Consider the following 11,830-nt stretch of genomic DNA (forward strand, 5'->3'; position numbering starts at 1 on the left):
GCTCCAGTTCTGTCGCGTCGGGCATGTCTAGACGGCCTACCCGTATTGCGGTGAGGAAAAACGGCTCACCACCCGCGCTTGTCAGCCCGGACGGAAGCCGTCGAGCAAAGCCCGCATCGAGCGCGCGACGGTGTCACGGGTTTCGGCAGGATGCGCAGAGTTGGCAATCAGCATCGCGCCGCAACTCAGCGCTCCCAACAGCAACCGGGTGACAGTCTCGGGGTCGTCGACGCGCAGCGTGCCGGCCGCCGTCGCTGCACGAAGGGCCGCGACGATGACTGCAAACGCGTAGCGCTCGTCGAGCTCGGTGTAACGGGCCACCCCCAGCACCGCTGGGCCGTCGATGATCAAGATGCGTTGCAAGTCGGATTGCAGCACGGCGCCCAGGAACTGCGTCGAAGCCTCGCGCGAGCTCATCGAGATCGTCGGATGCGCCCTGAGCTGCCTGCATGGCTACGCTCATCAACTCGGTATGCGCATCCTCGAAAACCGCCTCGAAGACCGCCGTCTTGGTGGGGAAGTGGTGGTAGAGCGCACCGGTGGTGACCCGGGCCGCGCGTGCCGGATCCTCGACTGAGGTGTCGCGAAACCCCTTCTGGCCGAACAGTTCTCGGCCCGCCCGAACCAGAGCATCCCGAGTCTGGGCGACCTGCTGGGCGCGTAGCGATGACGGTGGCGTCGGAGCAGGCATGGCTTCCCACTTCCGTGTGCTGAAACGCACCACAGCCAATTGACATAGTCATGCTATGTGAGAAAGTTGCACTATCTCCATCGCCATGCGTTGCTGGTGCTTCCCGCCGTGCTGGTGCTGGCGCCGAAATACCTACGGCCGGACCGAAGCCGCGGCCTGCACGTCAGCTTCGAGCTGCGCCTGCGAGGCGCCCCTCGCTATCGGCTCGCGGTCGACGACGCCACCGACGTGGTCGACGCAGCCGGTGAGCGCGCCGACCGTGTCATCACGGCCGATCCGGTGACTTTCCTGCTTGTCGGCTGCGGGCGGATCCCGCAGTTGTCGCAGATCGTTCGCGGCAAGCTACGTGCCGGCGGCCGTACGCCCTGGCTGGCAGCAAAATTCGGCACACTGCTCGCCAACCCGTAGCCGCGCGGGCCCACGACTGCCCGGCGAAATTCGTTACCCGCGACTATCACCTGTACGCCATTCCCCGGCTGGTCAATCGGTGGGCCGTGCCGCTGGCCAGGTGCCGATCGGATTGTCGACACAAAGGGACGCCGAATTCTCGACCAGCGAAGGCATTCCGCTGCCGGAAACCGACTAGCGCGCTGTTAAAGCGTCTGGTGGCGACCGAAGTACTTGTGGTCTTCGCTGTAACCGCCGTAGCCGCTGCCGATGTCGGAGTAATCGGCGACGAACTCGATTCCCTTGATCCACTTCACCAGTTTGAAGCCGTGCTGCAACTCGTTGCGCAACCGCAGCGGCTTGCCGTGCATGTAGGGCAGCGGCTGGTCGTTCATGTTGTAGGCCAGCATCGTCATGTGGTGGTCCATCTGTCCGATGTGGTGGGCGTTGTAGTAGATCCCGCCGGTGGCGCCAAGGCCCATCGAGTAGAACACCACCCATTTCGCTTCGGGCAGCGGTTTCACGATGTCCATGATCGTTTTCATTTGCACGCCAGCCCATTTGGCGACGCCGGACCAGGCCTGTATGCAGAAGTGCTGGCTGATCTGCTCGTGATAGGGCAGTGCCTTCAAGTCGTCGAGCGAGAACTCCATCGGGTTTTCGACGAGGCCATAAACCCGCAGCCGCCAATCCTTGAAGTCGTTCTTCTCGAGCTCTTTGTATTCGACGGTCTCCGGCAAGCGGCCGTTGCGCCAGTGGTGCGGCGAGATGTCTTTTTCGGTGAACGCGCCCGGCTTCGGGTCCAATTTCTCCAGCATGCGCTGGAAGGGCCCGACCAGCGCGTAGCCGACACGCTGCACCACTCGCGGGTGACGAATGGTGAACGGAGTGGCCCAAACCCACGCCACGGCCGTCACCACCATTGCCGCGGCGAAAAACCAGAAGCCGAGCCAGCTGTCGTCGTCGCGCGCGGCGAACATGTGGTTGAGGTTGCGCAGCGCTTCGGTGGTGAACACCAGCGTGACGTGCACCAGGATGAAGAACAGGAAGTACACCAGCACCAGGAAGTGCAGAGAGCGTGCGTGCTGAATGCTCAACCGCTTGGACAGCCAGTGCACACGCTGCGATAACGCAGGTGACATCCCCAGCCCGGTGAGCAGTGCGGCCGGCGCGGCGATGAAGACGGTGGTGAAGTAGGCCAGCACCTGTAAGCCGTTGTAGGCGACCCATCCGTTATCGGTCGGCCAATGCAGCGACAGGTACTGGATCGCCACCGATGCGGAGTTGGGGAAGACGTCCCAGCTGGTCGGCACGATGTGCCGCCACTGCCCGGTGGCGAACAGCAAAACGTAGAACACTGCGCCGTTGAGCAGCCACAAGACGTCGACCCCCAGGTGCCACCACCGAGCCAGGCCGATGGAGTGCCGAAAGCCGGGGAGCCCGAAATGCCTTGGCAACGCGACGGTGTCGGCATTAGCGGTCCAGTACTCGTCGTCCGGAACGGGTGGACCCACCCGCAGCCATTCGTCCTTGCCGGGCGTGGCGTTGCGGCTGAAATAGAGCCGCGGATGGTCACACAGGATCTGGATCCCGGTTCTGATGATGAACATCATCATGAACAGATTGAAGAAATGGGTCCAGCCGATCCACGCCGGGATGCCCGGCTTGACGCCCTTGGTGTCGGTGCCGGGGTAACGCTGGATGAATGTCTGCACCGCCGACGTGTGGTACAGGCCTTTACCGATCGCCACCGCGGCGACCAGCAGCGCGAAGCCGATCGGAATCAGCCACAGCAGGTTGAACCACTTGTCCCGGCCGACCCGCAGCTTGGGGGCGGTGGCCCGCCTGGTCAGGTCGAATCCGCCGCCATAGGTCTCCACATCGATGGTGTTCTCGGCACTATGCACCTCGCTGCGATAGTTCGGATCGAACGTCAGCGGCGTGCCGACCGCCAATGCGGTGGCGGTGCCGCGATCCGCTGCTGCAGCAGTCGCAGCTGAATCCCAATGCCCGTCAGCACCATTAACGTCCGTCGTCGTCACGCGGGTGAAGATACACGAAGAGGCCTGTGCGCCAACGTTAACAAAACGGAAACACCACAGCCTGTGAGCTTGCTGGATGCGCGATGCGCCGGCCAGTGCATCGGAGCAGTTCCGGGAACTGCTATCCGTATATTCGGACGTTTGCCCGTGTTATAACCTCGGCTCCGGTCAGAGCACCCTCTATTACTGGCACCTGCGCTGCCCGGTTTCCGCCGCCCCGATCGGGCGACCGACAGTTTGCACAGGCGCCGTCGCACATACCTGTACATGACCGTCCAGCCGCGTCAGGAAATCCGCCGTGCGCTGCAGCTTTGTCCAGTGCCGGTCATGGCATCGAAATGGCGTTGGCGACACACCAGTTTCACTCGGGCCGCGGCCGCGCCCTGGATGCAATCAGATCCATCGCCGAAGCATGAACCGCAAAGTGAGATTGGTCACATCCGGTCGCCGCCTTTCTTGCCAGCGGCACGAACCCGTCGCACGGGCCGGGTCTCGATGGCGTTGAGCGTCAACACTCGGCGACCGATTCGCCAACCGGCATCGGTGCGCTGATATTCGTCGTCGTAGCGCGCATGCCACACCACGTCGACGAGCTCATCCCCGCGTCGGTCCCAATGGTGGGCGATGCACGTGATGCGCCCGCGGGCAGCGTCTGGCCGGGGGCCGGGGTCGTAGACCTCGCCGACGATCGCATGCTCGGTCCGCAGGGTCGCGGCGACCGCGGCGCTCGCCGCCTCGATGGTGGCTCGCCCGGCGTGACGCACCACCGGCTCCAGCGTCGACGGCGGGTCAGGCACGATCAGCTCGGCGTCATGCGTGAAAAGGTTGACGACGTCGTCGAATTGGCGATCATCAATCCCGCTGGCGTAGCGGTGCACCAGATCCGAGAGTGCCGCCCGATCGGCGTCGGAGACTTTCACGTCGTCAACGCCAACCGCTGCGCGCAGGCCGACAAAACATCCTTCGCCTCTTCGATATCGGTGATCGCGGGCATACCCAGCACAATGCGGTCGGCACCCAAATCGGCAAGCCTGCCCGCGCGTTCGGCGTCGATCTTGGTGACCAGATGGCCCAGGGAAACCTCCAAACCGGCCGGGTCGCGACCGGCTGCCACCGCCTCGTCGCGCATCAGCGTCAGCAGCGACGTCAACTGCGCGCCGCTGACGCCGAGGGGCTGAAAGCCGTCGCCGAAACGGCCCGCCCGCCGTGCCGCCGCTTGGCTGTGGCCGCCGATGTGCACCGGAAGACGCGCACCCGCAACGGGTTTCGGGTAACACATGACGTCGTCGAAGTCGAAGAATTCGCCGTGATGGCTGACGCCATGCGGGTGATCTGCCCACAGCGCGCGCAGCACGGCCAACTGCTCGTCGGCCCGCCGGCCGCGACTGGTGAATGCGGACACGCACGCCTCGACCTCTTCGCGCAACCAGCCCACGCCGACGCACAGCCGAAGCCGACCACCCGAGAGCGCATCCACCGTCGCCGCTCGTTTGGCGAGCACGACGGGATGGTGGTTGGGCAACACCAGAACTCCGGTAGCCAACCCCAGCCGCGTAGTGTGGCCGGCTAAAAACGTAAGCAGCTCAAGGGGATCCGGAACTGGGCAATCGGCTGCCAAGTCGACACGCCCGGAGCTGTCGTAGGGGTAGAGGCTGTCGTAGTGGACCGCCAGCACGGTGTGCTCGGCAACTACGATCGATTCGAAACCGCAGGCTTCCACGTGCGCGGCGAAGCTCACCATCCAGCCCGGGTCCGCGGTGACCCCGGCGGCGACGGGAGCCACCACGGCGACTTTCATGGCAAGCGAAGCTAACAGGTGGGTTGCGGGGCGGTTTGAGCGCGCAGTGCCTCGGCCAACGCAGCCGCCCTCCGGTCGGTGAACACGTCCTCAAGCAGCATGGGTCGACCGTCCGGCCCGGCCAGCGGAACCCGCCAGTTGGGGTATTCATCGGTGGTGCCGGGCTGGTTCTGGGTGCGCCGGTCGCCCACCGCGTCCGTCAGCGCCAGCCCGAGCAGCCGCGACGGGGTACGGCCCAGATACCGATGCAAAGCAAGCACGACCTCTTCTTGATCCTGTTCGGGATCGGTGTGGTTATCCAGTAGCCCGACTCGGCGCAACTCAGCGAGCCATGCGTCCAACTCGCGACGATTGGCCTCCAATTCCTCTTCAACGGGCCGGGTTAGCAGGTCCAGCGAATTGCGCAGCCGCACATGATCTCCGGTCAGATAGCCGGCGGTCGGGGGCAGGTCGTGGGTGGTGACCGACGACAGGCAGTACTCCCGCCAGCGTTCTGCCGGTAATGGCATGGGGGGCCCGCCATCCTCGTCCCGGTCCAGCTCGAACCACAGGATCGAGGTGCCGAGCACGCCGCGGGCCCGCAGATAGTCGCGGACCCACCGCTCGACGGTGCCCAGGTCCTCGCCCACCACCAGCGCACCGGCCCGGTGTGCCTCGAGCGCGACGATGCCGAGCATCGCCTCGTGGTCGTAGCGCACATAAGTGCCCTCGGTGGGCGGTGCGCCGCGCGGGATCCACCACAGCCGAAACAGCCCGATGATGTGGTCGATGCGCACGCCGCCGGCATGCCGCAGCACCGCGCGGATCAGCGCGCGGAACGGTTCGTACTCGTGCTCTTCGAGGCGGTCCGGCCGCCACGGCGGCTGTGACCAGTCCTGGCCGAGTTGGTTGAACTCGTCCGGGGGTGCGCCCGCCGTCACGCCAAGCGCCAGCACGTCTTGCAGCGCCCAGGCGTCGGCGCCGTCGGGATGCACGCCGACGGCCAGGTCATGCATGATGCCCAGCCCCATCCCGGCCCGTACCGCCTGCGACTGCGCAGCGGCGAGCTGCTCATCGAGTTGCCACTGCAGCCAGCGGTGAAAGTCCACGGCGCGACGATGGTTCCTGACGAAATCGGCGACTCCCGCAGCGGCGGGATGCTGTAAGGATTCGGGCCATTGATGCCAGCCACCGCCGTAGCGCTCCGCCAGCGCACACCAGGTGGCGAAGTCATCGAGGGCGGTGCCCTCGCGAGCGCAGAACGCCGCATAAGCCAGCTCGCGTCCCGCCGACCGTGGTACCCGGTACACCTGCTTGAGTGCCCGGCGCTTGGCCGCCCACGCGGTGTCCCGGTCGATCAGCTCCGATTTGTCGGCGCCCTGCTGGACCTGCGCGCGCTGCCGCCATACTCGGCCACGCTTGCGCAGATAGGCGAATTCCGGGATGGCCTCGACGCGAAGGTAGAGCGGGTTGACGAAGCGCCGGGACGCCGGCAGATACGGCGAGGGTTCCATGGGCTTGGTGGGCGTGGCTGCGTGCAGTGGGTTGACCAGCACATACCCCGCACCGTGCTTCGACGCCGACCACACTGCGAGGTCGGTCAGATCTGTGAGATCGCCGACGCCCCAAGATCGTTCGGACCGCACGCTATAGAGCTGGGTGGCTAGCCCCCAGGTGCGGCGAGTGCCGAGCCGGGCGGGGATTCCCAGCCATTCGGGCGTCGCGATCAGCGCTGTGTCGGCCTCGAGCTCGCCCGAACGCAGATGCAGCCGGTGGTAACCGAGCGGCAGATCGGTGGGCAGCACGAAGCTGGCTTCGCCGATCGAGCGGCCGTCGATATCGAACGGTGCGGTGAAGTTGTCGACCTGTCGCAAGCCGCGGCGCACGGTGCCGTCCTCCAGCTGCAGCCACACCTCGGCAGGATCGCCGTGGGTGACGTGCGCCCAAAACCGAGTCTCGGCGCCGGCGCGCGCGACGATCGTGGCCGGCAGCGGACGTGACCAATACGAACGTTCGTGCACATTCAGCGCAGCCCTCCGGTCCTGCTCGGTGGCGGCCCCGACGCCGAAGGCCCCGAGCACGGCCACCAACGTGCTTTCGGGAATGGCGAGGTTGCGACCAGCCCAATCCTCGTACTCGGTGGCGATGCCGAACTTTTCGGCAAGTTCGACCAACGACGGCGCGGGCTCAGTCATGAGCCCATCTTGCTTGGCTGCCGCCGGGGGTCGTGCAAGGGGCCGAAACGAAGCCGTCCAAATACAGCCAAGCACTGTTTGCTTGGCGGACACCCCACCGTCATGTCGGCGTCACCCAACATTCCGGCTGGCTAGGCGCTAAGCGCCGACTGCGATTCGCCGAGCCAACTTTGCTATCCACGGCTACGATGCCCAGTGAAGGCGCGACTAATTCAGCGGGGGATATGACTACTGATAGCACGGTGGTGCACGCCACTGTGAGCTCGGCGCGAGACGCCGTCGACAGAACCGGCAACGGAGACGTCGTCGCGTGGCGAGGTCGGTGGGGGTGCCTTACGGTTAGCGATGTAAATGACGCCACGGCAGGTGCCGAGGCATTCCGTCGGACGGGGATTGCGACCCAAAGTGCCATCTAATTCAGAACGCGGGCAGCACAGGTCGGGCTACGGCCTGGGATTGTCGACCCGCACCCAGGTCACCGGTTATCAGTTTCTGGCTCGTCGTACCGCACAGGCATTGACGCGGTGGCGGGTGCGCATGGAGGTCGAACCGGGCCGCCGTCAAATCTTGGCGGTGGTGGCCTCTGTGACTGCGGCGGCGGTGATTTGCCTCGGCGCGCTGCTGTGGTCGTTCATTAACCCGTCCGGCCAGATGGGGGAGTCGCCGATCATCGCCGACCGCGACTCAGGGGCGCTCTATGTGCGGGTGGGCGACACCTTGTATCCAGCGTTGAACTTGGCGTCGGCGCGGCTGATTGCGGGGCGAGCCGAAAACCCGCACAAGGTGCGGTCAGGCCAGATCGCCGAGCAGCCGCACGGGCCCTTGGTGGGCATTCCCGGCGCGCCGTCGGATATTTCGGCGACAAGTCCGACGTCGTCGTCGTGGCTGGTGTGCGACTCGGTGACGGCGGCGCAGGGTGTGGGTGCGCCGGCCTCCGTTACGGTAACGGTGATCGACGGCACCCCCGACCTATCGGGTCGCCGGCACGTCCTCAGCGGCTCGGACGCAGTGGTGCTGCGCTACGGCAACGACACGTGGGTCATCCGGCAGGGGCGCCGGTCACGTATCGACGCGGCCAACCGCGCGGTGTTGTTGCCGTTGGGATTGACGCCCGAGCAGGTCAAGCAGGCCAGCCCGATGAGCCGGGCGCTCTACGACGCGCTGCCCGTAGGCCCGGAACTGGTGGTGCCGAAGGTGCCCGACACCGGTAGCAAAGCAGACTTTCCCGGCGCCCCCGCGCCCGTGGGCGCTGTGCTCGTCACACCACAAATCAGTGGGCCCCAACAATATTCGGTGGTGTTGCCGGACGGCGTGCAGACCATTTCACCGATCGTGGCCCAGATTCTGCAGAACGCAGGCACCCCGTCAGGTAGCACGCCGGTAGTGGTGGCGCCGGCGACACTGGCGAAAATGCCGGTGGTCCACGGACTGGATATGTCGGCCTACCCGGACAGCCCGCTGAACGTGGTGAACATGAAGGAGAACCCGGCGACCTGCTGGTGGTGGGAGAAGACCACCGGCGAAGAACGCGCCCGCGTCCAGGTGGTGTCGGGGCCGACGGTGCCGGTCGGCACCGAGGACACCAACAAGGTGGTCTCGCTGGTGAAGGCCGACAACTCCGGCCGCGAAGCAGACCGGGTCTATTACGGCCCGAACTACGCCAACTTCGTCGTGGTCACCGGGAACGATCCGGCGGCGTCGACAGCCGAATCGCTATGGTTGTTATCGAAATCCGGGGTGCGCTACGGCGTGGACAATTCGCGTGAGGCACGCACTGCCCTGGGATTGACCTCCGGCCCGAGCCCGGCACCGTGGGTGGCGCTGCGGCTGCTGGCTCCCGGTCCGATGCTGTCGCGCCAGGACGCGCTGGTGCGCCACGACACACTCCCGACCGACACGAACCCTGCTGAATTGGCGGTACCGAAGTGAAACAAGGATTCGCACGACCGACGCCCGAGCGCGCGCCGGTGGTGAAGCCGGAGAACATCGTCCTGCCGACGCCGTTGAGCGTTCCGCCACCGGAAGGCAAACCATGGTGGCTGGTCGTGGTCGGCGTCTTGGTGGTCGGCCTGTTGGTCGGCATGGTCGGCATGACAGTGGCCAGCGGGTCGCGGCTGTTCCTGGGGGCCGGCGCCATCTTTCCGATCTTCATGATCGGTGGTGTGGCGATGATGATGTTCGGCGGCCGATTCGGCGGCCAACAGCAGATGAGCAGACCCAAGCTCGACGCGATGCGCGCCCAGTTCATGCTGATGCTCGACATGCTGCGCGACACCGCCCAAGAGTCGGCCGACAGCATGGACGCCAACTACCGCTGGTTCCACCCGGCGCCGACGACGCTGGCGGCAGCGGTCGGCTCGTTCCGGATGTGGGAGCGCCAGCCCGACGGCAAAGACCTCAATTTCGGGGTCGTGCGCGTCGGGGTCGGTATGACGCGGCCCGAGGTGACCTGGGGTGAACCCCAGAACATGCCGACCGACATCGAGCTGGAGCCGGTGACCGGTAAGGCGCTGCAGGAGTTCGGCCGCTACCAAAGTGTCGTATACAACCTGCCCAAGATGGTGTCGCTGCTCGTCGAGCCCTGGTACTCACTGGTCGGTGACCGCGAGCAGGTGCTGGGGCTGGCGCGTGCGATCATCTGCCAGCTGGCGTTCTCACACGGACCAGACCACGTCCAGATGATCGTCGTCACCTCAGACCCCGACCGGTGGGATTGGGTGAAATGGATTCCGCACTTCGGCGATCCACGACGCCGCGATGCCGCCGGCAACGCGCGGATGGTGTACACGTCGGTGCGTGAGTTCGCCGCCGAGCAAGCCGAGTTGTTCGCCGGCCGTGGCTCTTTCACTCCGCGGCACGCCAGCTCGTCGGCGGAGACGCCCACGCCGCACCACGTGATCATCGCTGACATCGAAGACCCGCAGTGGGAATACGTCATCAGCTCCGACGGCGTCGACGGTGTGACGTTCTTCGACCTCACCGGTTCGCCGCTGTGGACGACCGTGCCGCAGCGGGTGCTGCGGTTCACCGACAGCGCCGGCGTGATCGAGACGCTGCCCCGCGACCGCGACACCTGGATGGTGATCGACGACAACGCATGGTTCTTCGCGCTGGCCGACTGCATGACCGAGGCCGACGCCGAACAGTTCGCTCAGCAGATGGCGCACTGGCGACTCGCAGAAGCCTATGAGGAGATCGGTCAGCGGGTTGTGCAGCTGGGCGCCCGAGACATCCTGTCCTACTACGGAATTGACGATGCGGGCGAGATCGACTTCAACTCGCTGTGGAGCGGCCGTCGCGACTTGCTCAGTCGATCACGGTTGCGGATACCGTTCGGCAATCGCGCCGACAACGGCGAGCTGCTGTTCTTGGACATGAAGTCGCTGGACGAGGGCGGCGACGGCCCGCACGGCGTGATGTCGGGAACCACCGGCTCGGGTAAGTCGTCGCTGGTGCGCACGGTGATCGAGTCGTTGATGCTGGCGCATCCGCCCGAAGAGTTGCAGTTCGTGCTGGCCGACCTCAAAGGTGGGTCGGCGGTCAAGCCGTTCGACGGGGTGCCGCACGTCTCGCGGATCATCACCGACCTGGAGGACGACCAGGCGCTGATGGAGCGCTTCCTGGAGGCGATGTGGGGCGAGATTGCCCGCCGCAAGGAGATTTGCTTTTCCGCCGGTGTCGACGGTGCCAAGGAATACAACGAGCTGCGCTCCAGGATGCAGGCCCGCGGCCAGGACATGCCGCCGCTGCCGATGCTGGTGGTGGTCATCGACGAGTTCTACGAATGGTTCCGCATCATGCCGACCGCTGTCGACGTTCTCGACTCGATCGGCCGCCAGGGCCGCGCCTACTGGGTGCACCTGATGATGGCGTCGCAGACCATCGAGAGCCGAGCCGAAAAGCTCATGGAGAACATGGGTTATCGGCTGGTGCTGAAAGCGCAGACCGCGGGCGCCGCACAGGCGGCCGGCGTGCCGAACGCGGTGAACCTGCCGGCGCAGGCCGGTCTGGGGTACTTCCGCAAGAGCGGCGACGAGATCATCCGGTTCCAGGCCGAGTACCTCTGGCGTGATTACCGCCGCGGCTTGTCACTCGACGGCGAGGAGCAAGCGCCGCTGACGCACACCATTGACTACATCCGCCCGCAGCTGTTCACCACGGCATTCACTCCGATCGAGGTGAGTGTCGGCGGGCCGAACGGCCAAAGCGCGCTTCCCGAGGTCGTCGACGGTGAGGTGCTCAACGGCCGCCGTGACGGCGAGGGCGAGGAAGAAGAAGAGGCGCTCAGAATTCCCAAAGTCGGCACCGTGATCATCGACCAGCTGCGCCAAATCGACTTCGAGCCTTACCGACTGTGGCAACCGCCGCTGGATGTGCCGCTGCCGATCGACGAACTGGTGAACCGCTTCCTGGGCCGACCGTGGCAGCAAGACTACGGCACCGTCAAGAATTTGGTGTTCCCGATCGGCATCATCGACCGCCCCTACAAGCACGACCAGCCCCCGTGGACGGTCGACACCTCCGGGGCCGGCGCGAACGTGCTGATCTTGGGTGCCGGTGGTTCGGGTAAGACGACCGCGTTGCAGACCCTGATTTGCGCGGCCGCGCTGACTCACACGCCTGAGCAAGTTCAGTTCTACTGCCTGGCCTATAGCGGCACGGCGTTGACCACAGTGGCCGGTCTGCCGCACGTTGGCGGGGTCGCCGGCCCGACCGATCCCTACGGTGTGCGTCGCAC

General features: G+C 65.6%; 8 protein-coding genes and 1 pseudogene (1 of these 9 cut by a window edge). 3 read left to right on the forward strand and 6 right to left on the reverse strand.

The genetic code is table 11. The annotated features are described in order from the left end of the window. Positions 1 to 81: 81 nt before the first annotated feature. Positions 82 to 417, reverse strand: a complete 336-nt coding sequence (locus tag ACFE99_RS15910; protein ID WP_375486921.1) for a hypothetical protein — start codon at positions 415 to 417, stop codon at positions 82 to 84. A gap of 130 nt (positions 418 to 547) precedes the next feature. Further along, positions 548 to 691 (reverse strand): annotated as a pseudogene (locus tag ACFE99_RS15915) (TetR/AcrR family transcriptional regulator); the annotation flags it as partial. A 57-nt stretch (positions 692 to 748) separates the two neighbouring features. Here ACFE99_RS15915 and ACFE99_RS15920 point away from each other — a divergent pair. Next, a complete protein-coding gene (locus ACFE99_RS15920; protein WP_375486923.1) occupies positions 749 to 1,099 on the forward strand; it encodes a hypothetical protein in 351 nt (116 codons plus the stop codon). A 185-nt stretch (positions 1,100 to 1,284) separates the two neighbouring features. On the opposite strand, the gene ACFE99_RS15925 is transcribed toward ACFE99_RS15920, so the two are convergent. From ACFE99_RS15925 to malQ, 4 genes are all read right to left on the reverse strand, one after another. After that, a complete protein-coding gene (locus ACFE99_RS15925) occupies positions 1,285 to 3,033 on the reverse strand; it encodes a molybdopterin-dependent oxidoreductase (protein ID WP_375486935.1) in 1,749 nt (582 codons plus the stop codon). Between the two features lie 521 nt (positions 3,034 to 3,554). After that, positions 3,555 to 4,040, reverse strand: a complete 486-nt coding sequence (locus ACFE99_RS15930) for a nuclear transport factor 2 family protein (RefSeq protein ID WP_375486925.1) — start codon at positions 4,038 to 4,040, stop codon at positions 3,555 to 3,557. Next, the gene (locus tag ACFE99_RS15935; RefSeq protein ID WP_375486927.1) at positions 4,037 to 4,918 is read right to left on the reverse strand and encodes an LLM class F420-dependent oxidoreductase; all 882 of its coding nucleotides are present in this window, start codon (positions 4,916 to 4,918) and stop codon (positions 4,037 to 4,039) included. Before ACFE99_RS15935 ends, ACFE99_RS15930 begins: the two co-directional genes overlap by 4 nt. Positions 4,919 to 4,929: 11 nt before the next feature. Then, positions 4,930 to 7,092 carry a 4-alpha-glucanotransferase gene (gene malQ / locus ACFE99_RS15940; RefSeq protein WP_375486929.1) on the reverse strand — a complete coding sequence of 721 codons (2,163 nt, stop codon included), beginning with the start codon at positions 7,090 to 7,092 and terminating at the stop codon, positions 4,930 to 4,932. Between the two features lie 351 nt (positions 7,093 to 7,443). Here malQ and eccB point away from each other — a divergent pair, with 351 nt between their 5' ends. Continuing rightward, entirely contained in the window at positions 7,444 to 9,021 is a 1,578-nt protein-coding gene (eccB, locus tag ACFE99_RS15945; protein ID WP_375486931.1) for a type VII secretion protein EccB, read from the forward strand. Continuing rightward, positions 9,018 to 11,830 carry part of the coding region annotated (gene eccCa / locus ACFE99_RS15950) for a type VII secretion protein EccCa (protein WP_375486933.1) on the forward strand (this coding region is incomplete at its 3' end). 352 nt of the annotated region lie beyond the right edge of the window, so 2,813 of the 3,165 annotated nt are shown. The genes eccB and eccCa, both read left to right, overlap by 4 nt.

Source organism: uncultured Mycobacterium sp., assembly GCF_964249325.1.
In the GTDB taxonomy this organism is placed as follows: Bacteria; Actinomycetota; Actinomycetes; order Mycobacteriales; family Mycobacteriaceae; genus Mycobacterium.

Coding starts and splice junctions, on each gene's coding strand:
- ACFE99_RS15910 (WP_375486921.1), bottom strand. CDS start 417: ATGAGCTCGCGCGAGGCTTCGACGCAGTTCCTGGGCGCCGTGCTGCAA.
- malQ (WP_375486929.1), bottom strand. CDS start 7,092: ATGACTGAGCCCGCGCCGTCGTTGGTCGAACTTGCCGAAAAGTTCGGC.
- ACFE99_RS15935 (WP_375486927.1), bottom strand. CDS start 4,918: ATGAAAGTCGCCGTGGTGGCTCCCGTCGCCGCCGGGGTCACCGCGGAC.
- eccB (WP_375486931.1), top strand. CDS start 7,444: ATGACGCCACGGCAGGTGCCGAGGCATTCCGTCGGACGGGGATTGCGA.